The sequence below is a fragment of the Pseudoduganella sp. SL102 genome, from assembly GCF_027856995.1.
GTDB lineage: Bacteria > Pseudomonadota > Gammaproteobacteria > Burkholderiales > Burkholderiaceae_D > Rugamonas > Rugamonas albidiflava.
Map to the genome: position 1 here is coordinate 4,724,787 of NZ_CP115554.1, position 24,579 is coordinate 4,749,365.

21 protein-coding genes are annotated in these 24,579 nt (G+C 68.0%); 2 read left to right on the top strand and 19 right to left on the bottom strand.

The annotated features are described in order from the left end of the window. Positions 1 to 46 precede the first annotated feature (46 nt). The 19 genes from OU994_RS19965 to tssA all read right to left on the bottom strand — a co-directional run bounded on the left by OU994_RS19965 (position 47) and on the right by tssA (position 20,906). A complete protein-coding gene (locus OU994_RS19965) occupies positions 47 to 205 on the bottom strand; it encodes a hypothetical protein (RefSeq protein WP_281607350.1) in 159 nt (52 codons plus the stop codon). Between the two features lie 3 nt (positions 206 to 208). Continuing rightward, positions 209 to 1,474 carry a TIGR02270 family protein gene (locus OU994_RS19970; protein ID WP_281607351.1) on the bottom strand — a complete coding sequence of 422 codons (1,266 nt, stop codon included), beginning with the start codon at positions 1,472 to 1,474 and terminating at the stop codon, positions 209 to 211. A gap of 24 nt (positions 1,475 to 1,498) precedes the next feature. Continuing rightward, positions 1,499 to 2,311 (bottom strand): hypothetical protein, encoded by an 813-nt coding sequence (locus tag OU994_RS19975; RefSeq protein ID WP_281607352.1) that lies wholly within the window; start codon positions 2,309 to 2,311, stop codon positions 1,499 to 1,501. Then, positions 2,265 to 3,236 carry a type VI immunity family protein gene (locus OU994_RS19980; RefSeq protein ID WP_281607353.1) on the bottom strand — a complete coding sequence of 324 codons (972 nt, stop codon included), beginning with the start codon at positions 3,234 to 3,236 and terminating at the stop codon, positions 2,265 to 2,267. Before OU994_RS19980 ends, OU994_RS19975 begins: the two co-directional genes overlap by 47 nt. Positions 3,237 to 3,243: 7 nt before the next feature. Next, positions 3,244 to 4,131, bottom strand: a complete 888-nt coding sequence (locus tag OU994_RS19985; protein ID WP_281607354.1) for a DUF4150 domain-containing protein — start codon at positions 4,129 to 4,131, stop codon at positions 3,244 to 3,246. Between the two features lie 10 nt (positions 4,132 to 4,141). After that, complete coding sequence (locus OU994_RS19990; RefSeq protein ID WP_281607355.1) at positions 4,142 to 5,206, bottom strand: beta-ketoacyl synthase N-terminal-like domain-containing protein; 1,065 nt, start codon at positions 5,204 to 5,206, stop codon at positions 4,142 to 4,144. Between the two features lies 1 nt (position 5,207). After that, the gene (locus OU994_RS19995; protein WP_281607356.1) at positions 5,208 to 6,260 is read right to left on the bottom strand and encodes a DUF2169 domain-containing protein; all 1,053 of its coding nucleotides are present in this window, start codon (positions 6,258 to 6,260) and stop codon (positions 5,208 to 5,210) included. 9 nt (positions 6,261 to 6,269) lie between these two features. After that, positions 6,270 to 6,881: a DUF6484 domain-containing protein gene (locus tag OU994_RS20000; protein WP_281607357.1), complete on the bottom strand. Its 612-nt coding sequence runs from the start codon at positions 6,879 to 6,881 to the stop codon at positions 6,270 to 6,272. Between the two features lie 13 nt (positions 6,882 to 6,894). Continuing rightward, entirely contained in the window at positions 6,895 to 9,135 is a 2,241-nt protein-coding gene (locus OU994_RS20005; RefSeq protein WP_281607358.1) for a type VI secretion system Vgr family protein, read from the bottom strand. A gap of 27 nt (positions 9,136 to 9,162) precedes the next feature. Further along, positions 9,163 to 12,015 carry a type VI secretion system ATPase TssH gene (gene tssH / locus OU994_RS20010; protein WP_281607359.1) on the bottom strand — a complete coding sequence of 951 codons (2,853 nt, stop codon included), beginning with the start codon at positions 12,013 to 12,015 and terminating at the stop codon, positions 9,163 to 9,165. Positions 12,016 to 12,029: 14 nt separating this feature from the next. Further along, positions 12,030 to 13,088, bottom strand: coding sequence for a type VI secretion system baseplate subunit TssG (gene tssG, locus OU994_RS20015; RefSeq protein ID WP_281607360.1), 1,059 nt, complete (start codon positions 13,086 to 13,088; stop codon positions 12,030 to 12,032). After that, positions 13,064 to 15,010 (bottom strand): type VI secretion system baseplate subunit TssF, encoded by a 1,947-nt coding sequence (gene tssF, locus OU994_RS20020; RefSeq protein WP_281607361.1) that lies wholly within the window; start codon positions 15,008 to 15,010, stop codon positions 13,064 to 13,066. The genes tssG and tssF overlap by 25 nt, the downstream gene beginning before the upstream one ends. A gap of 10 nt (positions 15,011 to 15,020) precedes the next feature. Continuing rightward, entirely contained in the window at positions 15,021 to 15,530 is a 510-nt protein-coding gene (gene tssE, locus OU994_RS20025; RefSeq protein ID WP_131145403.1) for a type VI secretion system baseplate subunit TssE, read from the bottom strand. Positions 15,531 to 15,533: 3 nt separating this feature from the next. Beyond that, positions 15,534 to 16,361, bottom strand: a complete 828-nt coding sequence (locus tag OU994_RS20030; RefSeq protein WP_281607362.1) for a type VI secretion system accessory protein TagJ — start codon at positions 16,359 to 16,361, stop codon at positions 15,534 to 15,536. A 115-nt stretch (positions 16,362 to 16,476) separates the two neighbouring features. Next, positions 16,477 to 16,968 (bottom strand): type VI secretion system tube protein Hcp, encoded by a 492-nt coding sequence (locus tag OU994_RS20035; RefSeq protein WP_281607363.1) that lies wholly within the window; start codon positions 16,966 to 16,968, stop codon positions 16,477 to 16,479. Positions 16,969 to 16,972: 4 nt separating this feature from the next. After that, the gene (locus OU994_RS20040) at positions 16,973 to 17,458 is read right to left on the bottom strand and encodes a type VI secretion system tube protein Hcp (protein ID WP_281607364.1); all 486 of its coding nucleotides are present in this window, start codon (positions 17,456 to 17,458) and stop codon (positions 16,973 to 16,975) included. A 46-nt stretch (positions 17,459 to 17,504) separates the two neighbouring features. Continuing rightward, the gene (gene tssC, locus OU994_RS20045; RefSeq protein WP_281607365.1) at positions 17,505 to 19,004 is read right to left on the bottom strand and encodes a type VI secretion system contractile sheath large subunit; all 1,500 of its coding nucleotides are present in this window, start codon (positions 19,002 to 19,004) and stop codon (positions 17,505 to 17,507) included. A gap of 186 nt (positions 19,005 to 19,190) precedes the next feature. Further along, the gene (gene tssB / locus OU994_RS20050; protein WP_281607366.1) at positions 19,191 to 19,730 is read right to left on the bottom strand and encodes a type VI secretion system contractile sheath small subunit; all 540 of its coding nucleotides are present in this window, start codon (positions 19,728 to 19,730) and stop codon (positions 19,191 to 19,193) included. Between the two features lie 87 nt (positions 19,731 to 19,817). Next, a complete protein-coding gene (gene tssA, locus OU994_RS20055; protein ID WP_281607367.1) occupies positions 19,818 to 20,906 on the bottom strand; it encodes a type VI secretion system protein TssA in 1,089 nt (362 codons plus the stop codon). Between the two features lie 586 nt (positions 20,907 to 21,492). Between tssA and OU994_RS20060 the strand changes: the two genes are divergently transcribed. Together OU994_RS20060 and OU994_RS20065 are read left to right on the top strand one after the other, a co-directional pair. After that, positions 21,493 to 23,724, top strand: a complete 2,232-nt coding sequence (locus OU994_RS20060) for an SUMF1/EgtB/PvdO family nonheme iron enzyme (RefSeq protein WP_281607368.1) — start codon at positions 21,493 to 21,495, stop codon at positions 23,722 to 23,724. A gap of 323 nt (positions 23,725 to 24,047) precedes the next feature. After that, complete coding sequence (locus OU994_RS20065) at positions 24,048 to 24,575, top strand: hypothetical protein (protein ID WP_281607369.1); 528 nt, start codon at positions 24,048 to 24,050, stop codon at positions 24,573 to 24,575. Positions 24,576 to 24,579 lie beyond the last annotated feature (4 nt).

A 24,579-nucleotide genomic window follows, 5' to 3' on the forward strand; every position in this document is an offset into this window, starting at 1 on the left:
GCGCTGCAAACTTCCCCACCATGCGTGCAAATAACCGCGCCGCGCATCACTGGAGCCACAGCCACGCGCTGGTCGCGCCGAACAGCGCCGCGACCAGCAGCCAGGTCTTGCTGGCCGGCCGCAATCCGCCATCCCGCAACAGCCGCACGGCCGCTGCGGCGAGGAAGGCCAGCGCCAGCACGGCAAACACGACGCGGGCATGCATGCGTCAGCCCATCGCGCTCAGCCAGCGCGCCTGCCGCCACGCCGGCGCGGCGGTCTGGAACAGCTTCGTGCCGGGCTGCAGCAGGCACAGGTACTCGGCCGCGGCGATGCGCTGGCGCTGGCCGCCGTCGCGCAGCACGCCCTGGCAGTGCGCTACCGCCGGCGCCTGGCCCATGAAGTAGCGCACGCCCGGGGCAAAGCGCTTGCCGTTCGCCGCCCACCATGCGCTGACCGCGGCGCCGTCGGGCCAAGGCAAGGCGTCGTCGTCGTCCATCGCCACGTCGTCATCGTCCGGATCGTCGCTGGGGCCCGCGGCGGCGGCGCCGGGGGGCGGGCGATCGAGGGCAAGCGCGGCAATGTCCACCCCGGCAATGGTGGCGAACGCTTCGCCGGCCAGGCGGGCCAGCGGCGGCTCGTCCATCAGCCGGATCAGCCAGGGCACGTACGCCACGTCGCCGCTGATGCCGGCGCCTTGCACCAGCAGCCGCCGGTCCGGCAGCGCCGGTGCCACCGCCTTCAGCCAGGCATTGGCATCCGGCAGGGCCAGTACTTTCAGCAGCAGGCGAAATGCACGGGTGCCGGCGCCGGTCCGCTCCAGGGCGCCGGCCTGCAGCGCGGCGGCGGCCTGCGCGGGTTTGCCGAGCAGTGCGACCGACCTGGCCGCCCACAGCCGGCACTCCGGGTCGCCATCCCGCAGCGCCGCCGCGCATGCCGGCAGCGCATCGGTGCGGCCGCCCTCCCCGGCCATCCGCAACGCGCGGGCGCGCACCTGCGCATCGGCATGCCCCAGCGCCGTATCCAGGACATTGCCGCAGTCCACCTGGTGCATGGCGCAGGCCGCCAGGCCGATGGCGTGCCGGAACGCGTCGCCCGAACGCAGCAGCGGTGCGATAGTACCCTTCAGCCGCTGCCCCGAAGCCCAGCCGAAGCCCGCGGCCAGCGCCGGCCGCAGCGGCGCGGCCCCTTCCGCCAGCGCGAACAGCGTGGCCAGGTGTGCCGCATGCCCGCTGTCGAGCGCCAGTACCGCGGCGACGAACATGCCGCCCGCGCCCTCTGCCAGCACGGCGTTCATGGATAGCGCCTGCGCGTGCCCGCCCGCCACGGCCAGCCCGTCGAGGTGGGCGGCCAGGCGTTCATCGAAACGGCCCAGCTCGCGCAAGCCGACGTGGGGGGCGTTCACGAATGCCCCACGGCGCGCGAACAGCAGCACGGCTTCCTCGGCGTGCTGCGCGACGATATGCGGGAGTGGCTGTTCCGAGATCGCATGCATGGCTGGTCGCTGTCCCGGGCGGCGTCAGTCGACGGCTATTGCCGCCAGCGTGCGCGGCTGCCAGTCGAACGCGCACACCATGTTCGCGAGGATTCCCCAGGCACATTCGCTGGCCATGAAGCGGTCCACCGCCACCTCGATCGTCACCGGATCGAACTGGCTGACGAAACCCGCAATCGAGTCGGTCACCGCCGGATGGCCCACCGGCATGGCGAACGCTCCCGCTTCGAGCAGCGCGTACCAGGGCCGCACCCACGCGGCGAACCGCGTGACCTGGTCCGGGAACAGGCGGTTGTCCACCTCGACGAGGCAGCGGCGCACCTTGGAGAAATCGGTGTCCTCGAAGGCCAGCAGCGCGGCGGCACGCGCACCCGGGGTGGGATAGGCCGCCTCCTCGTTGTCCTCGTCCGGCCAGTCGGGTTGCACCGGCTGGGCATGAATATGTTCCGTGTCCATCACCTGGATCGAGTCGACCAGCACCTTCTCTGCCCGCAGCCTGGCAACCATGTTGCGCAACAGCTGGAAGGCGCGTTCGTCGATGTTGCAGAGCTGTAGTAACTGGAGACCGCATGCCTCCGATGACAGCGCGGCCCCCAGGAACTCCATGGAGCTGGGGCCCGCTATGCCGCTGCACGGAAAGGCACCGCGAAATCCTGCATTGGCCAGCGCGTGCATGGCGTTCGATACAGCCTGCTGGTCGGCGACGGCCGGCGGCCGAGCGAACTGGTAGCTGACCGCCACGTGCACCGTGGCGGCGCTCATGCCCTGCAGCACCAGCAACGGCAGCGCGTCACGCGTCGGCCAGGCGGTGGAACCAAGCTTCGGTGCGGTCGACATAATCGGTTTCAAGGTTGAACGAGGGCGAGCGTTTCGCGGCACGGTCGATCCACGGTGCCAGCAGGCCGTAGATCTTCTGGTAGTGCGCGAGCGGTTCGCGCCGGTTCCGGTCGCCCAGGATGGGTGCCTCGCCAGCCTTCAGGACAATCCCGTTGGGCAGGTCGATCAACGCCACCTCGGCCGGCAAGGCCTTGCGCAGTGCCGCCTTGCCGCCGAGCTGGTCCAGGATTTCCGGCCCCAGCGCGGTCAGCCAGCCCACGCCCTTGACGCCATCGCTGCCCACGGCGAGCGCGTCGTCCACCATGCGCGGGATGTCCAGCGCGCGAAAGCGCATGCCCATCGCCCACGCATGCGTCTGCGCCTCTTCTTCCTCGTAGCGCGAGGTGTTCATGCCGAAGCCCGCCAGGGCCGAGCGGAACTCGATGGCCGAGCAGGTATCGACGAACACCTCCAGCAGCGTGGCGGCATCGCACACGGCGGGGTCCAGCGACATGGCAATGACCCTGGCATCGTCTTCCGAATGGTCCGGGTAGGCCGGCTCGGTCCCGTACACATGAAAACTGTCGCGCGGCGCATCGTTCGGCGATCCGGTGGCCTGCAGGTCCAGGCTGATGAACTCGCGTGGAGGCGCGCCCGGCTGCAGCCACGTGGCCAGCAGGTCGAACGTGGCCTTGCTTGCCTTCTTGTGGCGGCTCATGTTCTCGGTCGCATAGTAGGGCGGCAGTTCACGCTGGTAGAGGCGCAGGTAGCGGTCATACGCTGACAGCACGCCCTTGGGCTGCTGCGACAGCAGCTTGTTGGTGTACACCGACATCGTGTAGCCCAGCGCAACGAGGCGCACGTCTTCGGCGAGTTCGATGATGGCCTGTGCGCCGGCGATGTCGCCGGCCGCCGGCGTGGCGTTCTTCGTCCCTGGTTTCGTCATTGGCTCGTTACCTCTTCTTGTAGGTGCATGTGCAGCTTCCTTTCTTGTTCGCCGCGTCGCGCGGGGTCATGGCGTCGACCTTCTTCACGCCGGGAATCTTCTTGTAGCTGGTCCGTTCCTTCTGGGTCATCATCTGCGCCGACGTCTTCGTCAGGTCCGACGGCCATTTTCCCTTCAGCGGCGCAGGCACCTTTTTCTTGCATGGAAACTTGGCATCGATGATGCGGTCGCCGAACATCACATCCGGGATCAGCCGTGCCTTCTTCGGCGGTTTCGGGAATCGGGGCGATGCCTTGATCCCGGCCTTCTTTGCCGCCTTCGACGTGCGCAGCGCATGCATCACGCAGGAATGCTTGGTCGTGCTGAGGGCGCGGCAGTCCTTGCCCTCATCCTTGTGGTCGCTCTTGACGTAGCTGGCCTTGTCGCAGCAATCGATCGCGCACGCGATCATCTGGATCTCCGTCAGGCCGGCCGGGATGACGGGAATCTGGAACGCCCCCGCGATATCGACGGTGTTTTCATGGTTCTGGAATTTCTTGTCCGTCAGCCGGCAGGCATTCTTGCCATCCATCTTGACGTCGAACGAATACAGGATCCACGTCGATTCCTTCATGAACGTGCTGGACTTCACGCCGCCGGCCACGCCGGGGTTGTCGCCGTTCGACAGCGAGAATTCCGAGCCCTTGATGGCGATCATCATGCCGCCGTCGGCCTTCACCGTGGTGGTGCCCTTGGCCAGCGTGATCGATTGCGAGATGTTCGGATACGGGATCGGCACCGGGCCGCCCGGCGTCGGTGTCTTGCACACGTCCGGGATGGTGGCGATGGACACGCAGTTGCTGCCCTTGTGCACCAGCGAATTCGATGCGCCGTTGACCTTGATCGTTACCGGCATGGCGTCCTCCTCATCGCCAGCCCGTCGCCATCAGCGCGGCCGCGCGCTCGCCGCCTTCCGCGCTGGCCCAGGTGAACGCCAGCTTGCCGCGCGCATAGCCCTTGGCACCGGCGATGGCGGCCAGTGCCAGATGCAGCGGCGCGCCGGCGGCGCCCACGTCGCCCCAGCAGTCGGCGGGAGCGATGAAGTCCGACACCGATACGAACGCCTCCTTCGTGCGCACGGCCGTGAACGCATACTCGTCGGCGCGGTAAGGCTCGCCGTTCATGTCGCAATAGACGTCCGTGATCGCGCCATCGCCGCCGGCCAGCGGCGCGAGCGCCTGGCGGAACGCCTGTGTCAGCCCGGCACCGGTGCACACGGTGCGGGTCTTGATCCGGCAGGCTTCCATGCCCGCGCCGACCGACAGGATCCTGCCGAGCGAGCCGCAGCCCAGGCGTGCCGCGACCGGGCGCCGCATCGCCAGCACGGCTCCCGCCCCTTCTCCGGGCACGAAACCCCACGCGTTGTTCAGCGTGCCGGCGCCGTGCAGTTGCCCGCAATGCTCCAGCCACTCCAGCGTTTCCGCCTCCAGGTAGGAGTCGACCCCGGCCACCACGCAGGCATCTAGCGCACCCTGGTGGAGCAGCCTGGCCGCGGCGCCCAGCGCCAGCAGGCCCGCCGCATGGCCGGCCGGGAATACCTCGATGCCCGCCAGCCGGTCGCCGAAGCCTGCGCGCACCGCTGCCACCAGCGCCGCCCGCACGTCCGCATCCAGCCCCGGCCTCGGTGCCGGCAGCCCCAGCACGAGCCCCGTGCGCACCGGTTCCGCGCCTTCCGGCAAGTCCGTCACCGGCGACAGCGCCTGCGCGACCGCGGGCAGCAGCAACGCGGCAAGGCGCGCGGCGCCCGACAATCCCGGGTCCAGCCAGGGCGCCGGCGCCGCGCGCATCGGCTCGCCCGCGCGATCGATCATCCACGGGTGCTCGACAAAGCCGCTGATGCCGGCCCGCACGGCCGCGGCGCTGGCCCATGCATCCCGGCCCACGGCGGTGGCCGCGCCCGGCGCGGCAATATGGATGGGTTCGCCGTTCACGTCAGCCCACCGCGAACCCGACCGGCGCGCCGGGCCGCCCGCCGGCGCTCAGGTCGTCCTTCAGCGTGACCGTGGTGCGCTCCAGCAGCTGCACCTTGAAGTGGCATGGCAGCGCCGAATGCCAGACCAGCGAGACGCGGGGAAAATCCGGCTCGATGATCACCGTGTGGAGGTTGCGCACGGTGTGGACTTCGCTGCTGCCATCGAAGAAGCGGGTTTCAAAGCCCAGGCGCAGCTTCGGCAGCGCGAACTGCAGGCGCCCGTGCGGCGACAGGTTGACCAGCGCGACCGGCTCGCCCCCTTTCAGGAATTGCGCCGCCTGCTGGTCGCGCGGCGCGCACTGGTAGAAACGCTCGTCGAAGTCGGCCGGCGGCAGCGGTTGCCGTTCGCGCATCCAGGCATCGTCGTAGGTGCCCGCGAATGCCGCGCGCGGCTGCCAGTGGCCGGCGAACGCGCCGAAGCCGGCCGGCTCCGGCCGGTCGTCCCAGGCGGCGGTCAGGCTGTCCGGGAATTCCACGTTGGGCGCGGCCATGCCGGCCAGGTGCTCTTTCGCGGCGGCGAATCCGCAGCCAACGGGGTTGCGCCAGTCCCAGTCCCGGTCGGGCCGCGCCGATTTGCTGTCGAGGCCGCCATAGGCGCGCTCGTACACGAGGGGCATCACCGTAAACGGTTCCGGTTCGGACAGGCGCCCGCCGGCCCAGTGGCGGTCGCCGAAGATGCGCACGACCTTCTGCAGCGGGCCGACACGGAAGCCCGCATCGCACTGCGTCACGGGCTGGCCGCCGGGCGCATGCGCGTTGCCGACCACGATGATGTCGGTGGTCTTCTTGGCCAGCACCAGGTCGGCCTCGTAGCGGATGCTGCTCATGGCGGCCTCGCCGTGGTATTCCGGGATGCGCAGCACGGGCGGCTGGATGGCCGACACCGCCGTGCTGCCGTCCGGGGCGATGTCGAAGGTGGCCTTGACGGCGACCAGCCAGATCTCGGCGCCGTCGCGGTCGCGCGCCCAGCCACGTTCCGCCGCGAAGGGAGTGCTGTTCTCGAGCTGCCACATGCGCGACTCCTAGTTGATGTCGACGGCTGCACCCTTGATCTTGTTGCAGCCGGTGGAGCGGCTGACGATGTAGTTGCCCTTGATGATCACCTTGCCGGCGCGCGTGAGCGTGATGCTGGCGTCGCCGCAGCGCAGCACGACTTCCCGCTCGGCGCGGATTTCCACGCGCTCGCCATCGCACCACGCCACGTTCCCCGGCTCCACGGCCGGCGCGGGTTCGGGGCTGCGCTCATGCTGGATGACGCCCAGGATCAGCGGCCGCTCCGGCAGCCCGCCTTCCAGCACGGCCACCACTTCGGCGCCCACTTCGAGGCGGCGCAGCGGCACGGTGCTGCGCGCCCTCACCACGTGGCCGGGCAGGCTGGCGATGCCGGCGACCAGCGGCTGGTCGTCCAGGTCGAAGCCGACGAACCGCAACAGCACGACGGGCAGCTGCATCTGCGCCGGCGGCACCGGAGTCCCCGGCGCCTGCTGCACCGGCATCTCCAGCACGGGCATCTCAGGCATCGGCATTGCGGGAATCGGTGCCTGCGGCCCGGCCACCGCAGGCCTGGAAGCGCCGTGCGCGCCTTCCCCGCCATCGGCAACGATCGGATCGAACGGGTCTGCCGCGATGTCCATGGATACCCCTTTGTCAGTTGATGGCGACCTTGCTGCCCTTGATGACCACGTTGCTGCTGGCCTTGACGCCGATCTTGCCGGATCCCTCGACCGTGATGTTCTTGCCCTTGATGAGCACCGAGCCATCCTTCTTCATCGTGATGCTGGCGGCGCCCGTCTTGATCGTCACCGAGTCGCCCGCTTCGATGACGAGGTTCTTGCCGACGTTGAGCACATCGTCCTTGCCGACCTTGGCGGAGCGGCCCTTGCCGACCGACGACGACTGGTCGCCGCCGATGTCCTCGCTCATGTCGGTGCCCACGCTGACCGTCTGCCCGGCGCCCACGCTGAGCGACTGCGCGGCGCCCACGCTCACCGCCTGCACCGCGCCGACCGTGACCAGCTGCGCCGCGCCCACCGTGACTTCCTGCGCGCCGCCCACCGTAATGGTCTCGTTGACCCCTACCGTGTGGGTGCGCTGCAGCGCCACGGTCGCCGTTTCGCTGGCGCCCACCGAAATCGTGCGGTTGGCGCCGATCGTGATCGTTTCGTTGGCGCCCACGGTTTCCGTGCGGTTTACGCCGATCACGATCGTTTCGTTGCTGCCCACCTGTTCGCTGCGGTGCACGCCGATCGCGATGGTTTCGTTATTGCCCACCGTTTCGGTGCGGTCGTGCTTTACCTGCGTGGTTTCATCGTGGTCGATGGCCTTGCGCCGGTCGTGGCCCACCCAGTGCGTTTCATCGTTTTCCACCTCGATGTCCTGGTTCTTCTCGGCGTGCAGGTACACCTGTTCGGCGCCCTTCTTGTCCTCGAAGCGCAGTTCGTTGGCGTTGGCGGCCGTGCCGCCTTTCGACGAGCGGCTGAGGATCCCCGTCTGCGTCATGTTGGCCGGCAGCGCGTAGGGCGGCATCTGCTCGGCGTTGTACACCCGGCCGGTGACGATCGGGCGATCCGGATCGCCTTCGAGGAAATCGACGATCACTTCCTGGCCGATGCGGGGGATCGCGACCATGCCCCAGTTCTTGCCCGCCCAAGGGTGCGAAGGGCGAATCCAGCACGAGCTGTTCTCGTCCTTCTTGCCATAACGGTCCCAGTGGAACTGCACTTTTACGCGGCCATAGCTGTCGGTATAGATTTCATCGCCGGCCGGGCCCACCACCACGGCTGTCTGCGGCCCCTGCACGAACGGCTTGCGGGTCGTGCGCGCGGGGCGGAACTGCTGCCGGCTGCCCAGCGCCGTGAAGGCGCAGCTGTAGGTGGCCCCCGGGTGCGCGCTGTCGAACGATTCGAACTCGTTCGATGCCAGCTGGTGCGTGGCGGCGATGACGAGGTATTCGCCATCCTGGTCGGCGCGCGCCTGCCCGTTCAGCGTGAACAGATGCCCCACGCGCAGGCCGCGCGCATTGGTTTCGCCGCGCGCCTGGTCGAACCGGGTCTGGCATTCGTCGAGCCGGCAGCGCACCGCCTGGTCGCCCTCCGCCGCCTGCACATATTCACCCGGGTAGTCGTAGATCTCGTAATCGCCCAGCACGTGCTGGCGGCGGATCCGCGTCGACACCGCCAGGTCCACGCTGGGGCGCTCGAAGTCGTAGTCCTCCAGCGCGTAGTTGCCGGCCTGGATTTCACGGGCATGGTGCCACTGGCTGATGTATTCCTTCTCGGGCCGCACCACGCGCTCGGCCGCGATGAAATCCAGCGTTTCGCACCCGGCGGCGCTGCCGTGCGCGCTGATGGCGTCGACCAGCACCAGCGTGTGGCGCCCTTCCTGGTGCGTGAAGTAGTAATAGATGCCCTCCTGCTCCATCAGGCGGCTGACGAAGTTGAAGTCCGTTTCGCGGTACTGCACGCAGTACGTCCACTTGCGGTAAGTCTCGGTCAGGCTGAAGGTCACGTCGGCCACGCCGTGGTCGCTGAACACCTGGCGCAGGATCTCGGGCACGGTCGCTTCCTGGAAGATGCGGCAGTCCGCCGTGCGGGTGAGGAACCACAGCCAGGGGCGCACGGTCGCGCGGTACAGGTGATAGCGGCCGTGGCTGCCGGCCTGGGCGAAGCGGGTGACATAGCCGTTGAAGTGGCGCACGCTGTCGTCGAGCTGCTCGAGCATGACCGTGACGTTCTTGCCGAGGATCCCGTCGATGTCGATATCGCCGCGCTCGCCCAGCAGCTCGATGTCGAACTCGCTCAGGCGCGACAATTCCTCGCGCGCCTGCATGCGGTGGAACAGCAGCGCGCCCTCGCCCAGCGGTGTCACGATTTCCATCGTCCTGCGCATGCCGAACTCCCCCTTGCCGTTCATCGCTCAGTCGAACCGGTAGACAAACTCGCCATCCTGCACGCTCACTTCCACCCGCCGCACCGGGTTGCCGCCCATGATGCCGAGCAGGAATTGCTCGCTGATCTTCGGCAGCATCGTGTTGGTGAGCAGCGCGTCGATCACCCGGGCGCCGCTTTCCAGCTCGTTGCAGCGGCTGGCGATCAGGCTCACCACCGCTTCGTCGCAGGTGAATGGCACATGGTGCTGTTCGGCGATGCGGGTGCGGATGCGGCCCAGCTGCAGGCGGATGATGTTGGCCAGCATCTCGTCCGACAGCGGAAAATACGGGATCACGACGAGGCGGCCCAGCAACGCCGCCGGGAACACCTTCAGCAGCGGTTCGCGCAGCGCCTCGGCAATGCCGGACGGCGCCGGCATCAGCTCCGGGTCCTTGCACAGCTTCATGATCAGCTCGCTGCCCACGTTCGAGGTCAGCAGGATCAGCGTGTTCTTGAAGTCGATGTAGCGGCCTTCGCCGTCTTCCATCCAGCCCTTGTCGAAGACCTGGAAGAACAGTTCATGCACGTCCGGATGGGCTTTTTCCACCTCGTCGAGCAGCACCACGCTGTAGGGCTTGCGGCGCACCGCCTCGGTCAGGATGCCGCCTTCGCCATAGCCCACGTAGCCCGGCGGCGCGCCCTTCAGCGTGGACACCGTGTGCGCTTCCTGGAATTCGCTCATGTTGATGGTGATGATGTTTTGTTCGCCGCCGTACAGCGCCTCGGCCAGCGCCAGGCCCGTCTCGGTCTTGCCCACGCCGGACGGCCCGCACAGCATGAACACGCCCACCGGCCGGTTCGGATTGTCGAGCCGGGCGCGCGACGTCTGCACGCGGCGGGCGATCATGTCGAGCCCGTGCCGCTGGCCGATCACGCGTTCACCCAGCGTATCCGCCAGCTTCAGCACGGCCGCGACTTCGTTCTTGACCATGCGCCCGACGGGGATGCCGGTCCAGTCGGCCACCACGCCGGACACCGCCAGCGCATCGACGGAGGGCATGATCAGCGGAGATTCGCCCTGCAGTTCGCGCAGCTGCCCTTGCAGGCCGTGCAGCTCGGCCAGCAGTCCGGCGCGGGTTTCGGGTGTCATCGGCGTCATCGGCGTCACGGACGTCATGGCCGCCGCCGATGCCGCGCCTTCCCCGCTTTGCGGCACGCTTCCCGACACGCCTGCTGCCAGGCTTCCCGCGATACTCCCCGGCGCACTGCCTGCCGCGCTTCCGGTGACGCTTCCCGCCGGGCTGGCCGCCACGGAAGTTTCCGCCGGCGCCAGCGTTGCCGCTCCGCCATCCACTTCCGCGCCGCCGGCACGCAGCTGCCGGCGCAGCGCCAGCACCTGGTCGACCAGCGCCTTCTCGCTGGCCCAGCGCGTTTCCAGTGCCTGGTACCGCTCTTTTTCCGCGTCCAGGCGACCCTGTGCGGCGTTGCGCCGCTCGCCGACATCGATGCCGACCGCTTCCTCGCGGCCGATGATGCCCAGTTCGACGTCGAGCGCGGCGATGCGCCGCCCGCTGTCTTCCACCTCGGCCGGGGTGGCATGCTGGCTGACGGCCACCCGCGCACACGTGGTGTCGAGCAGGCTGACGGCCTTGTCCGGCAACTGCCGCGCCGGGATATAGCGGTGCGACAGGCGCACCGCCGCTTCGATCGCCTCGTCGAGCACCTGCACGCGGTGGTGTTTTTCCAGCGTCATCGCGACGCCGCGCAGCATCAGGATGGCTTTTTCCTCGTCCGGTTCGGCGACCTGCACCAGCTGGAAGCGGCGGGTCAGCGCCGGGTCCTTCTCGAAGTACTTCTTGTATTCGGTCCAGGTGGTGGCGCCGATGGTGCGCAGCGTGCCGCGCGCCAGCGCCGGCTTGAGCAGGTTGGCCGCGTCGCCCGTGCCTTCCGCGCCGCCGGCGCCGATCAGCGTATGCGCCTCGTCGATGAACAGGATGATGGGCTTCGGCGCGCTCTGCACTTCATCGATCACCTGGCGCAGCCGGTTCTCGAATTCGCCCTTCATGCTGGCGCCGGCCTGCAGCAGGCCGATGTCCAGCGTGTACAGCGACACCTCCTTCAGCGCGGGCGGCACGTCGCCGCCGGCGATCCGGGCGGCGAAGCCTTCCACCACCGCCGTCTTGCCGACCCCGGCCTCGCCGGTCAGGATCGGATTGTTCTGGCGGCGGCGCATCAGGATATCGATGATCTGGCGCACTTCCTCGTCGCGCCCCGTCACCGGATCGAGTTCGCCATTCCGGGCGCGCGCGGTCAGGTCGACGGCGAAGCGCTTCAGGGCTTCCTGCTTGCCGAGCTGCGCCGGTGCCATGGCGCCGCCGGGCCGGCCGGGCGCGGCGTGGGCGTCGGCCACCGGCGCCACCGCTTCGGGCGAGCCGGCCAGGATTTTCGCGAACTCCTCGGTCAGCGTGTCGAGCTTGACGCGCTCGAACTGCGGCGAGATGGCCACCAGCGTGTTGCGCAGCGACGGCGTCTTCAGCATGCCCACCACCAGGTGCCCGGTGCGCACCTGCGTTTCACCGAACATCAGCGTGCCGTAGACCCAGGCACGCTCGACCGCGTTCTCGATGTGGGTGGACAGGTCGCTGATCGACGTGGAGCCGCGCGGCAGGCGGTCCAGCGCGGCGGTGATGTCGGCCGCCAGGCGCGACGGATTCATGTCGAAGTGGCGGGCGATGCGCTGCAGGTCGGAATCCTGCGCCTGCAGGATCTGCAGCAGCCAGTGCTCCAGTTCCACATAGGGATTGCCGCGCAGCTTGCACAGCACGGTGGCGCTTTCGATGGCCTTGTAGGCCAGGCTGTCCAGCTTGCCGAACAGGGCGACGCGGCTGATGTCTGCCATGATGGTTCCTTTCTTCAGGCGGCGTGCGCCGCCATGTTCGCTGCGGTGCGCTCCATGTCGATGACCAGGTGGCCCGCATCCGCCGCGTGGGGCTGCCGGCCGAGCCAGGTGGTCCAGCCCAGCCGCCCGAAGCGGCCCGGGCGGGCCTGCGGCACCTGCTCGCGCCGCAGCACGAGGCGCACATCCCACGCGAGTTCCACGTTCAGGTACTGGCGCACCCACGCCAGCAGGCGCGGATGGGCCGTGCCGCCCGGCAGGAAGCTCTCGTATTGCGCCAGGGTCAGCGGGCCCAGGCGCAGGCGGAACTTGTGCTGGCGGTCCCACACCCGGCTGCCCAGCACGGCGCCGGTGCCCAGCCCATGGTGCTGTCCCCGGCCACCCCGCCCGGCGGCGGCGCCCAGACGCGTGCATTCGTCTCGCGGCAACGCCATCCAGTGGCCGACAAACGGTTCGAGCTCGACAGGCAGGCGGAAATAGCCGGCCAGCAGCGCCACCAGCCCGTCGCCGTTGCGCACCTGCCGCGCCAGCAGCCCGGCATGGAACAGCTTGGCGAAGTCCTCCACGGCATCGCGGTCGCGCAGCGTGGCGTCGCCCAGCCCGCACAGCGCGCCCAGGTGGAACGAAAACCGGTCGTCGCGCGGGCGGTCGAGGTTCACCGTGGGCTGGCCATTCGCCCAGGCGCGGTAGAACAGCGCCAGGAAACGGTGGTGGAAAATGTCCAGGAAGCTCGCCAGCGTGGCATCGTCGCCGTGGCGCAGCCGCTCGCTGGCGAACTCCGTCAGGTGCAGCGGCAGCGGCCCGTTGGGACCGAGCAGGCCGAAGAAGCGCACCTGCAGCCGCGGCGCCACCGCGCCCGGCGGCGTGCCGAACGACGACAGCGTGGCCGGTGCGAACGTCAGCGCCGGTTCCTGCGCCAGGCGCACCGGCTCGTCCGCCGGGCGCAGCGCCGTGCCGAGGCGCGGCAGGTGCGGGAACAGGCACTCGATCCGGCGCATGGCGTGGAAGAAGTCGACCCGGTAAGGCGCCTGGGCCAGCGACTGGAAGAATGTCAGATGATCGGCCTGGTCCCGCATCGCGGCGCTCCGTGGAAGATTTCGCCGCGCGCGGTGGAGCGCAGCACGGTTTCGGTAAAGGCATTGATGGAGGCGTGGCGGGCGAAGAATTCGGCCATCACGCTGCCGAACAGGTAGGCGCTGCCGCCCTGGAAGCCCATTTCATCGACTTCCAGGTCGATGCGGATACCGCGGCCGAACGCGATCGGGCCGCCACCGGGCAGGCGCCGCACGGTGGCGGCCGCGCGCACGGCACGCAGCGCGTCGATCTGGCTGCGCATGCCGTGCTCGCTCCCGGCCGCATACAGCCCCAGCATCTGGCGCAGCACCGCCGCACTATCGTTTCCGTCTCCTGTGTGCCGGCCCCCCCTGCTCCCGTCCCCCTTCCTCCCGTCCCCCTTGTTTTCGGCTTCCCTGTTCTCGCCGACATCGAGCAGCGACAGGTAGTTGAGCGACAGGTGGCTGATGAAGCGCCAGGCCGCGGCGCCGTCCCAGGTGGGCGAACAGGGTTTCGACGGCCCCCTCACGCAGCGGATCGCCGTGACGGGCGCGGCGATGTCCAGAGAAAAATCGGACTCGCCGGCGCCGAGCGGCAGTTGCAGCGGCAGGTCGCGGTTGGTGCACAAGGTGGCAACGGACAGTTGCCGCAGGCTGTGGCGGTGCGGCGCCTCGGCGGGATCGACCAGCGAGATGAAGACTTCGCTGCCGACATAGCTGGAACGGAAGCCGTTGCGCTTTTGCGCTTCCGACGGCAGCCGCGGCTCGCGCAACACGGTGAAATAGGCCTGGTCCGCCGCGTTCTCGTGGCAGGCCGAATAGATCGGCGCGAAACGCTGTTCGCTGTCGGCTCCCACGCCATGGCCGACCACGCTGCCGACTTCGTACACTTCGTAATCCATCGGCCGCGTGCGGTCCGGCACCACGTGGTATTCATGGCTGGCGTCGCCCAGGTGGATGCGGTCCGCACGGCGCGGGAACAGGTTGATCGCGGGCGCGCAGAACAGCGAAAAGCTGGCACGGTCGACCACGCTCTCCAGGCCCGCATCGCCCCGCTCGAACAGCAGCACGATCTCGAGCTCGTTGCCGGCGCAGCGCCGCACCGCCGGACCGATGCCTCGCAGGTCCATGAACAGGAAGCGCTGCGGGAAGGCGAAATATTCGTGCAGCAGCCGGTAGCCCTGGAACGAGCGCAGGCCGACCGGCAGCAGTGCCTCCTCGTCCCGGCAGCCCACCGGGGCGACATGCGTGGCATCGAGGAAGTCATGCCAGGGCCAGGGCCGCGCCGCCGGCGCCACCAGCACGCCCGCGCAGGCACCGAGACACAGTTCATGCAGCTTGGCGGCGATTTCATCGCTGCCCGAAAAGAACAGCCGCAACTCGTCCAGCCCGAGCTGGTTGAACGCGAGGCCGGCGCTGGTGCGCAGGCGCAGGCGCACGCCGCCCTTGATGCGCCGGGCGACCGGCAGCGACGTCAGGGGCAGATCGGGGGCGTAGGTAAAATAGCGGGCATCGGCCAGCTCGATGGGCCACAGGCGGACATCGTGCGCGGTGCGGAACTCGCATGGCGCCGTGTCATGCTTGCCGGGCGCGCTGCGCAGCGCACTGCCGCGCGGGATCACGACGCCTTGCGCGAGGTTCGGCTCATCCGGCTGGGGCTGGAAGCGCGCGATCATCATCGATGGCGTGGGCGCCAGATAGTTCGGGTAGACGATTTCCTGCAGGCGCTGGGTGAAGCGGGGAAATTCCGCGTCCAGCTTCAGCTGCACCCGTGCCGCCAGGAAGCCCACGCCTTCCAGCAGCCGCTCGACATACGGATCGGCGACCTCGATGCCATCCATGCCCAGGCGCCCGGCGATCTTCGGGAACTGGCGCGAGAATTCCGCGCCCATTTCCCGCAGGTGCTGGAGTTCCTGGTTGTAGTAGCGGAGGAGACGGGGGTCCATCGGCGAGCCCTCAGGCACCCTTGCCCAGGTCGCGGATCTCCACCGCGCCGGTTTCCAGGTCCACGTCCGTGCGCAACAGCAGTTCCAGCGGTACCGGCTGCGCCCACAACTGGCCGCGGATGCGGATGCTCACGATATTGTGCTGGTCCAGCATCGCGGCGCCGGCCAGCGCTTCCACCTGCAGCGAGGCGGGCGTGATGCGCGGCTCGAAGTCGAGGATCGCCTGCCGGATATTGCGCTCGATGCCCGGCAGGTCCAGCGTGGACGCGGTTTCGCCGGACAGCGCCGGCAAGCCGAAGTTCAGCACGGAGCGCTGCGCGTAGGGATGCCCCGCCAGCTCGGCGTTGCCGGGCCGTACCGAGTTGAACAGCCAGCCCAGGTCGCGCAGCACGGCCTCGCGCAATTGCGCCTTGCTCAGTACGCGGCCCTCGCGCGACTCCTGCTTGCGGTGCGGCTCGCGGTCGACCAGCCGGTCGAGCAATGACGGCTGCAGCCTTTCCTGGGCGGTGAGCTCGGCCATGGTTCAATCCTCTCCCGCCGCGGCTTCCGGCAGCGCGTCGAACACGATGCGGCGGATATCCATCAGCGGTGTTTCGCCGGCGTCGGTGACGAACATGCGCTGCCCCAGGCCATGGAAGGTGCCGGGTGCGGCCTCGTGCCAGGCGGTTTTGCGGCTGAGCAGCAGCAGGCCGTCGTCGCCCAGTGCCGGGTAGCGGGTGGGGATCAGGCCGACCGTCTCGCCGCCATTGGCGAAACGCAGGTGCGCCGGCATCCATACGGCGTCGCGCAGGTCTTCCGGAGCCTCGATGGCGATCTCGCTGAAGCGGGTGAACGGCACCCAGTAATACTTGCCGTCGATGATCGCTTCGAGCACGGGTCCCAGGCGCGAATCGCCGTCCGCGATCCACGCGAACGGCGTACCGTCGATGGTGCCGCCGGATGGGGCGGCTTCGTCGTACGCGCGGCGGCGCAGCGCGGCGGCGCCCTCCCCCTGGCCCTGGCCCTGCCCGGTCATCAGCAGCGATTCGATGAGCAGGGCCAGCCACTGTTCGGGCTGGCCCAGGACCATCGGCGCGGCGCCGCCTTCGAAGACCCGGGCGCGCTGCACCTCGCACCGGACCGCCGCGCCGTACATTTCCCGCATCGCCAGCGCGGACGCGTCGAGCTCGGCAGCAACGCCCAGCTGGGTGAGCGCGCGCTCCCACTGCCCCAGCACGGCAAGGAGCTGGAACAGGAAGATGCGCAGCTTCGGATCGCCGGGTGCATTGCGCACCAGCGCCTGCAGCTGCTGCAGCGCCATGCCGGGATCGCCGTCGCGCAGGCTTTCCTCGGCCGCCGCCAGCCCGTTCATGGCCGTGCCGGGGTAGCCACCGCCCGCCTGGTTCGCCGCCGCGCTTCCCGCCGCGTTCTCTGCCGCGCCTGCTGTTGTGCTTGCTGCCGCGTTTGCTGCTGCGTTTGCTGAGTCATCACTGGCCTTCGTAGAGATCCATCTCGAACGACGTGACGCCGCGCGAGGCGCCGTCGGTGCCCTGCGGCAGGTATTCCACGGCAAGCTTGCTGAAGGCGATGCTGACTTCCTCGTTCAGCTCGGGGATGCCCGCGAACGTGCCGGACGCCGTGGCGATGGCCGTGATCCGGGCCTTCTCCAGGCGGATCCGCAGGTACTCCACCGCTTCGGGGCCGCCCGCCTTGCGCACGGTCAGCACCACTTCCTTCAGCAACTCGTTGCTGCGCAACGCCGACATCAGCGCCGTGGTGGCACGGTCGACCCGCTTGACCGCCTTCAGTTCCTGCACCGTTGTCTTGCCGGCGGCCTGGCCATGGATGAAATTTCCCTGCATTCCCCACGACCAGCCCAGCAGGTCGATTTCGTCGCGGTGCGACGCATCCTGTGCTTCCCCCTTGATGGCGCCCTGCCGGGCGCCATCGATCTTGAGGAACATGTCGCCGAGTGCCATGCCATCAGACCTTGGCGTTCTCCGCGATATGCCACGCGGCCTCGACCGCGGCATCGCCGGAACCGTCTTCCTTCTGGGGGAAATACTCCAGCTTGTATTCCGCGAAGTTGAGCGACACATTCTCGGTCAGCCTGTCTTCGCCGCCGCTGCCACCGGTGTTGTACGTGGTGACAAGCACCTTCTTCAGCGTGAGCTTCAGGTATTCCAGCGGCGAATCGCCGCCTGCCTTGCGCACCACCAGGGTAGCTTCCTTGTAGTGCTTTCCGCTGCAGGTCGCCATCAGCAAGTTCGGCGACGCCTTGTCGACGTACTTCGTCAGCGACAGATCCTGCACGCTGGCCTTGCCCGATCCGCCGCCCTGCGCGGTATGCATCGTGCCCGACTGGGCAGCGCCCCAGCTCCACGCCAGCACATCGATTTCTTCCTTGTGCTTGCTGTCACGGGACTCGCCCTTGACATCGTCCAGCTTCAAAAACATATCGACAGCCATGGTCATCTCCTTTTGATCACCCCTTCAGAACATCCGGGCCGCCGGATCATGCGGTTTTCTCCGACGGCAGCTTTGATACCAGACTCAGTGACACGGTCAGCCCCTCCAGCTGATAGTGCGGACGCAGCGAAAACTTCGACGTGTAATAGCCGGGATTGCCCTCCACTTCCTGGACCACCACCTCGGCGGCGGCCAGCGGCTTGCGGGCTTTCACCAGCTCGGAGGAATGCGCCGGATCGCCATCGACATACTTCATGATCCAGTTCTGCAGAAAGCGCTGCATGTCGTCGCGTTCCTTGAACGTGCCGACCTTGTCGCGCACGATGCACTTCAGGTAGTGGGCGAAGCGGCAGCATGCGAACAGGTACGGCAGGCGGGCGGCCAGCCGGGCATTCGCGGTTGCGTCCGGGTCGTCGTATTCGAACGGCTTCTGCAGCGACTGCGCACCGATGAACGCGGCGAAGTCCGAGTTCTTGCGGTGCACCAGCGGCATGAAGCCATTCTTCGCCAGCTCCGCCTCGCGGCGGTCGCTGATCGCGATTTCGGTCGGGCATTTCATGTCGACGCCGCCGTCGTCGGTGGGGAAGGTATGCGTGGGCAGGCCCTCGACCGCGCCGCCCGCTTCCACGCCGCGGATCCGCGAGCACCAGCCGTACAGCTTGAACGAGCGGTTGATGTTGGTCGCCATTGCATAGGCGGCGTTGGACCAGGTATACCTGCTGTGGTCGGCGGCGCCGGTATCTTCCTCGAAGTCGAATTCCTCTACCGGGGAGGTCTTGGCGCCGTAGGGCAGGCGCGCCAGGAAACGCGGCATGGCCAGGCCGATGTAGCGGGCATCGTCGGATTCGCGCAGCGAACGCCACGAGGCATACGACGGAACGGAGAAAATCTTCGTGAGATCGCGCGGATTGGCCAGTTCCTGCCACGAGTCCATCTGCATCACCGTCGGGGAAGCACCGGCGATGAAGGGCGCGTGCGCGGCCGCCGAGATCTTCGCCATCTCGGCAAGCAGTTCCACGTCCGGCGGGCTGTGGTCGAACGCGTAGTCGCCCACCAGGCAGGCGAACGGTTCGCCGCCGAACACGCCGTACTCTTCCTCGTAGACCTTCTTGAACAGCGGGCTCTGGTCCCAGCTCATGCCCTTGTAGCGCTTCAGGGTCTTGCCCAGGTCGTTCTTGGAGATGTTCATCACGCGGATCTTCAGCATCTCATCCGTTTCCGTGTTGTTCACCAGGTAGTGCAGGCCGCGCCAGCTGCCCTCGAGCTTCTGCAAATCGGGATGGTGCAGGATCAGGTTGACCTGCTCGGTCAGCTTCTTGTCGAGCTCGGCAATCAGCTGGCCGATCGCCTTCAGCGCATCGCTGCTGATCAGCTGGGTCTGCGACAGCGCCAGTTCGGCCAGCGTGCGCACGGCATGCTCGACGGCGCGCGTGTCTTCCGGGCTCTTGGACCGGAAGTCTTTTTGCAGCAGCGAGGCGAAGTCGTCACCGTCGAGCGTGACGCCTTCGAACTGCTGCTGCTTGGCGAGTTGTTCGGTTTCAGCCATTTCCTGGGCTCCCAATTGGTTGTGACAGGCGACGAGGTGCAAACAAACAGTAAGACTGGTCAGCAACGAGGCTGGTCAGCGAGGATGCCGGGCAGCGAGCGTGCTGGTCAGCGAGCATGGTGGTCACCGATTGTGCTGGTCGTTACGGACGACGAGCGCTGGCGGTGGCAGTTGCTGCGCCGCCGCTCACGGTGGCGTACCGTCCGGAGCGCCGGCCGCCGTTGCGTCCGCCGCGGCCGGCTTCGGGCTGGCCGCGAGCGATTTCAGCAGGTCGGGGTTGTTCAGCACCTTCGCGATCAGTTCTTCCGCCTTGGTCTTGCCATCCATGAAGGTCATCAGGTTCGACAGCTGCTGGCGCGCTTCCAGCAATTCCTTCAGGCCGTCCGTCTTGCGCGCAATGGCGCCCGGCGAAAAATCGTCCATGCTCTGGAAGGTGATGTCGACGCTGATATTGCCGTCGCCGGTCAGCGCGTTCGGCACCTGGAAGGCCACGCGCGGCGCGATCGCCTTCATGCGGCTGTTGAAATTGTCGACATCGACTTCCAGGAAGCCCCGCTCCGGCACGGGCGGCAGCGCTTCCTTCGGCTTGCCGGACAGGTCGGCCAGCACGCCCATCACGAAGGGCAGCTGGATCGACTTCTCGGCCCCGTACAGTTCGACGTCGTATTCGATCTGCACGCGCGGCGCCCGGTTGCGGGCGATGAATTTCTGACTGCTGTCTGCCATGATCGATTTCTCCCAGATGAACAATCGGACAGCCTGCGGCAGGCCGTGGTCCGATCCTGCAATCGCCGAGGCTGCACGCCCGGCGGCTTACTTGGCATCGCCCTTCTTCAGCCCGGCGATGTCTTCAATACGGTTCAGGCTGTCAGGCGCGAGTTCGCGGATGATGTCGACGAAGCTCTTGTTCAGCATGCGCTGGCCGCGCCGGATGAACAGGGGTGCCGGATTGCCGGGCTCGGTACGCTCGAAGAAGCTGCAAATGCTGTCCAGCTGGCGGATGGCTTCCTCGCGGTTGAGGACTTCGCCATGCCAGCCATGGCCATTCGCCGCCCCGCCCTGGGCTCCATTCGGGGCGGTGCCATTCAGGGCCGTGCCATTCATGGGCGTACCATTCATGGGCGTACCATCGGCGGACATGCATTGCGCGTTTGTTCCCTGGCTGGCCGCCGGTGTGCCGATGGCGCTTTCGCACAGCGGCGCGACACCTGCCAGCGTGTCGGCCAGCGCTCCCAGGTTGAGCGTGACGTCCGGCTCTTCCTTGCCCTGCACCAGCCGTACGATGGCCCTGGCCAGCCGCAGGCTGGTGACGACGCCTTCCAGGTTGGCGCGGTTCTTGTCCACCGACGCCGCGATCGCGGCGGCGATACCGGCGATGGCGCGCACGGTTTCGCCCTGCGCTGGCGGCTGCTTGCCCGCGGCGACCAGCGCTTCGCGCACGGTCACGCGCACCAGCGGCGCGCCGGGCACCAGCCAGGCATTGCGCACATCGCGCACCAGCCCGCCGTGATCGGCCAGGGTGGCCAGTACGTTCATGCGCACGTGGGGGTCGTGCTCGCCGTCGATCGCCAGCGGCGGATGGACACCATCCCAGTAACGGTCGAGCAGCCCGTGCACCAGCGCCAGCCCCTCCGCCAGTCCGGCAAGCTGGGCGGTGCGCACCAGCGCCCTCGTCAGCAGCACGGCAACCCGCAGGTCCTTGGTGGTCTTGAAGAGTTCGACGGCGCGGTCGCGCACCGCCGACCAGTCGGGCTCTTCCGCAGGAACGACGACATCGCCCAGCCGCTGCTCGCCCTTGCCGGCGGCAAAACGCTCGAGCTCGTCGATCGGCTCGTATTCGAGGTAGGGGCCGCAGGGCGACGGGCCCTCGACCGGGGCCAGCAGGGCGTCCACATCAAGCACAAAGAACTCCTTCGCGTTTGACAGAATGTCCGCAGGGTTGCATCCATGCCGGTCCGGGGCGGGCGCCGCGGACCGGGGCCGTTGCGTTGGCGGCCGTCGATGCTTGCGAAGGGCGGACTCTTCGTGATGTGACTGAGGTGACGCGCGTGCCTGCTTTGCCTGCTTGCTTGCTTGCCTGCCTGCCTGCTCTGCCCGGAAGGCGCTTAACGGTGGCTTTCCGCACGCGAGGGAGTTTGCCTTTGTCGAAACGGCACTTCCCCGTCCTTGCCAATTCTAGAACTGCCCGGCGCACATGTTGATCTTTTTTTTCATCGCCGGCCGGAGTGTGGATTTTTTGCACAAGCGGGTCCGTTTGTCGCTTTCACGGGGGCACGAGTGTATGATCAAACGGACATTGTTCGCGCCCCTGCAAGGCGCGCCGGACGCTGGTTCCACGCACGGGTTCTCATCCGGCCAGCTTCGCAGCCGGTGTCATTGCCAGTCTCATTGCCAGTCTCTTTGTCAGTGTCTTTGTCAGTCTCTTTGCCAGTCTCGTTGTCAGCTTCATCGTCAGCCTCATCGTCAGCGTCATATCGTCCGCACCATCATGAGCGAACAGCACAGCAGCGACACCGAACGTACCTCCGTTGCACCGCGCCGCGTGCTGTCGAACGCGCTCCCCGTCGGCACCCGGCTCGGCGAATTCGAAATCACCGGCGTCATCGGCCAGGGCGGATTCGGCATCGTGTACCTTGCACGCGACCACGTGCTCGGGCGCGATGTCGCCCTCAAGGAATACATGCCGGCCGCATTCGCCGGAAGGGACGATACCCACGTCACCATCCTTTCCGAGAACTACGCCGAAACCTTCATGCTGGGCTTGCAGAGCTTCGTCAAGGAAGCGCAGCTGCTGGCCAAGTTCGACCACGCGTCGCTGGTGAAGGTGTACCGCTTCTGGGAAGCCAACGGCACCGGCTACATGGCGATGCCGTTCTACGACGCGCCGACCTTGAAGCAGATGCTCAAGGACGACTACCACACGTGGGCCGACGAGGCCTGGCTGAAGAACTTCCTCGGCGACGTGCTCGATGCGCTGCAGGTCCTGCACGCCAAGCAGTGCTACCACCGCGATATCGCGCCGGACAACATCCTGATGCTGGAGCGCCGCAAGCCGGTACTGCTCGACTTCGGCGCCGCGCGCCGCGTGATCGGCGACATGACGCAGGCGCTGACCGTGATCCTCAAGCCGGGCTTCGCGCCGATCGAACAATACGGCGAGATGACCAATATCAGCCAGGGGCCGTGGACCGACCTGTATGCGCTGGCGGCGGTGGTTTACTACATCATCACCGGCAAGGTGCCTCCCGCCGCGATGTCGCGCCTGGTATCGGATTCCCTGGTGCCGCTGTCCGTCACCGCGCCGGAAGGCTTCAGCGTGCCGTTCCTGCTGGCGCTCGACGCCGCGCTCAGCGTGCGGCCCGAGCAGCGTCCGCAAAGCGTGGCGCAGTTCCGCGCCATGCTCGGGCTGCCGCCCGGCAGCGATGCGGGGGGCAGTACCACCATCGCCCCGCCGGGAGCCGGCAGTCATGGCGGCCTGGCGGGGCCTCCCGCAACAGGCCGCGCTGCCGCCACGGCGCTGACGGGCGCCGCTCCGGCCAGCCGCCAGCCCGCAGGGCCGCCGGCGACGGAACCCGCCGCGACGGGTCCGGCAACGACCGGCCAGTCCGTGCCGCCCGTGTCCATTCACCCGACCACCCGCCCCGCCGCGCCCGTGCAAGACCTGGAAGTCACCGTCATCCCCACCCATCCGCACGGCAGCGTGCGGCGCGGCCCGCCCGCCGCGCCGGAGGAACCGCCAGCGCCGCCCGCCACGGTGCCGCCAACCATCATGCCGCCAGCCATGGAGCCGCCCGCCAGCGAGCCGGTCCAGCCGAAGAAGCGCCCGGTCGGCCTCATCGCGGGCGGCGGCCTGGCGCTGCTGGCGCTGGGCGCGGCGTTGCTGTGGCCGCGCGACGAGCAGTTGCCGCCCGCCGTGCAGGCGGCGGCCGTGCCCACGGCGGTGGCGCCGCCGGCTGCCGCCACGCCGGTCGCAATGCCAGTCGCGCCCGTTCCCCCGGCCTGCCCGCTGAAGCTGGCCGATGGCACGCCAGCCTGCCCGGCCATGGTGGCGGTGGCGGGCGGTTCTTACCGGATGGGCGCGATGCCGAACGATCCGAACGCGGCCGCCGAGGAATTCGGCGCCGTCGCCGCCACGCTCGCGCCGTTCGAGATCGCGGCGCGCGAAGTCTCCGTGCAGGACTGGCAGCTGTGCGTGGACGACGGGGCCTGCAAGGCAGCCGCCGGCGGGGCGGCGGCCGATGGCAAGCTGCCGGTGACGAACGTGAGCTGGGATGCGGCCCGGCAGTACATCGGCTGGCTGTCGGACAAGACGGGCACCCCCTATCGCCTGCCCACGGAAGCGGAATGGGAACATGCCGCCCGGGGCGGCGCCGCCACCACCTTCCCCTGGGGCGACGTGATCGGCGAAGGCAATGCCCATTGCGGCCAGTGTGCCAGCCCGTTGCCGATCAGCGGGCCGGCCCCGGTGGGCAGCTTCAAGGACAGCCGCGGCTTGCACGACATGGTCGGCAACGTGTACGAGTGGGTGGACAGCTGCTGGCACGGCAGCCACGCCGATGCGCCCAGCAAGCCCGATGCCGGGGAAAGCGCGGCTTGCCAGAAGAAGGTCCAGAAAGGGGGAGCGTTCGACTCTCCGGAAGCGGATGTCCGTCCCATCGCGCGAACGTGGGGTAATCGCGCCGATGCCGATCCGCGGGTAGGGTTCCGGCTCGCCCGCTGACGCAATCTCTCGCCCCTATCGGAAAGGGCCGCCATGAAGCCTGCTCGCCTGCTTGCTCGTTACCTCCCGGGGCCATCTTGCCTGGTTCAGTCCTGCCTTGGTCTACCCGGTGCAGTTCAATCGTGCTTCGTTGCATCCTGCGTGGATCGATCACCTTTCGTCGCCAGGCGCGCCATGCGCTATGCGATGCCGGCCCTGGTAGCCGGCCTGCTGGTTGCCTGCGCCGCTCCGGAAGAAAAGCGCCCCGCCGCGCCCCCTCCCCGCCGGCGGCGACCACGCCGGCACCACCGCCCGCGCCGCCGCCGGCGCCCGTGATCCCGTCCATGCCGATGCCCGAACCCGTGCCGTCGGCATCCGCGAAGGAACTGGCGGACGAGGCAAAGCGCCTCACCGGCATGCAGAAGAAGTACTTCAGCGTGTTCAAGATCGACGAGGCGGGTAGCGGCCTGAAGGCGCGCGACAACGCGATCGGCGTGTACGACCTGCGCCGGCCGCCGCGCGGCAATCGCCTGCGGCTCGTCGTCACCCAGCCTTCATCGAAACCGGCCCGGCTGACGGTGGGGACGTACAACGTGTCGCTCGACACGGCGATCGACTATGTCGAGACGCAGACCTGCAAGTCCGCTTCGTGCGCGGGCAAGACCCAGAATTTCGTCCGCTCGCTGAAGAAGGTCTACCGCATCCAGCTGTCGCCGCGCAACCAGTTCTACGGGGCGCAGGATATCTCGCTGGCGGCGGCGGGGACGCCGGGCAATTACCGCAGCACGTTTTCGGACGTGGTGGTGACGGTGCGGCGGATTTCGGTGGCACCGGTGGGGGCGGATATTTCACCGAAAGAATCAGCTCGATAACGCG

What these genes read in the sequence shown, in the direction of transcription:
- tssE (WP_131145403.1), bottom strand. Translation starts at nt 15,530, where the DNA reads ATGGCCGAGCTCACCGCCCAGGAAAGGCTGCAGCCGTCATTGCTCGAC.
- OU994_RS19965 (WP_281607350.1), bottom strand. Translation starts at nt 205, where the DNA reads ATGCATGCCCGCGTCGTGTTTGCCGTGCTGGCGCTGGCCTTCCTCGCC.
- OU994_RS20065 (WP_281607369.1), top strand. Translation starts at nt 24,048, where the DNA reads ATGCCGATGCCCGAACCCGTGCCGTCGGCATCCGCGAAGGAACTGGCG.
- tssC (WP_281607365.1), bottom strand. Translation starts at nt 19,004, where the DNA reads ATGGCTGAAACCGAACAACTCGCCAAGCAGCAGCAGTTCGAAGGCGTC.
- tssH (WP_281607359.1), bottom strand. Translation starts at nt 12,015, where the DNA reads ATGGCAGACATCAGCCGCGTCGCCCTGTTCGGCAAGCTGGACAGCCTG.
- OU994_RS20040 (WP_281607364.1), bottom strand. Translation starts at nt 17,458, where the DNA reads ATGGCTGTCGATATGTTTTTGAAGCTGGACGATGTCAAGGGCGAGTCC.
- OU994_RS20035 (WP_281607363.1), bottom strand. Translation starts at nt 16,968, where the DNA reads ATGGCACTCGGCGACATGTTCCTCAAGATCGATGGCGCCCGGCAGGGC.
- OU994_RS20060 (WP_281607368.1), top strand. Translation starts at nt 21,493, where the DNA reads ATGAGCGAACAGCACAGCAGCGACACCGAACGTACCTCCGTTGCACCG.
- OU994_RS19980 (WP_281607353.1), bottom strand. Translation starts at nt 3,236, where the DNA reads ATGACGAAACCAGGGACGAAGAACGCCACGCCGGCGGCCGGCGACATC.
- OU994_RS19995 (WP_281607356.1), bottom strand. Translation starts at nt 6,260, where the DNA reads ATGTGGCAGCTCGAGAACAGCACTCCCTTCGCGGCGGAACGTGGCTGG.
- OU994_RS20005 (WP_281607358.1), bottom strand. Translation starts at nt 9,135, where the DNA reads ATGCGCAGGACGATGGAAATCGTGACACCGCTGGGCGAGGGCGCGCTG.
- tssG (WP_281607360.1), bottom strand. Translation starts at nt 13,088, where the DNA reads ATGCGGGACCAGGCCGATCATCTGACATTCTTCCAGTCGCTGGCCCAG.
- tssB (WP_281607366.1), bottom strand. Translation starts at nt 19,730, where the DNA reads ATGGCAGACAGCAGTCAGAAATTCATCGCCCGCAACCGGGCGCCGCGC.
- OU994_RS20030 (WP_281607362.1), bottom strand. Translation starts at nt 16,361, where the DNA reads ATGAACGGGCTGGCGGCGGCCGAGGAAAGCCTGCGCGACGGCGATCCC.
- OU994_RS19975 (WP_281607352.1), bottom strand. Translation starts at nt 2,311, where the DNA reads ATGTCGACCGCACCGAAGCTTGGTTCCACCGCCTGGCCGACGCGTGAC.
- OU994_RS20000 (WP_281607357.1), bottom strand. Translation starts at nt 6,881, where the DNA reads ATGGACATCGCGGCAGACCCGTTCGATCCGATCGTTGCCGATGGCGGG.
- OU994_RS19985 (WP_281607354.1), bottom strand. Translation starts at nt 4,131, where the DNA reads ATGCCGGTAACGATCAAGGTCAACGGCGCATCGAATTCGCTGGTGCAC.
- OU994_RS19970 (WP_281607351.1), bottom strand. Translation starts at nt 1,474, where the DNA reads ATGCATGCGATCTCGGAACAGCCACTCCCGCATATCGTCGCGCAGCAC.
- tssF (WP_281607361.1), bottom strand. Translation starts at nt 15,010, where the DNA reads ATGGACCCCCGTCTCCTCCGCTACTACAACCAGGAACTCCAGCACCTG.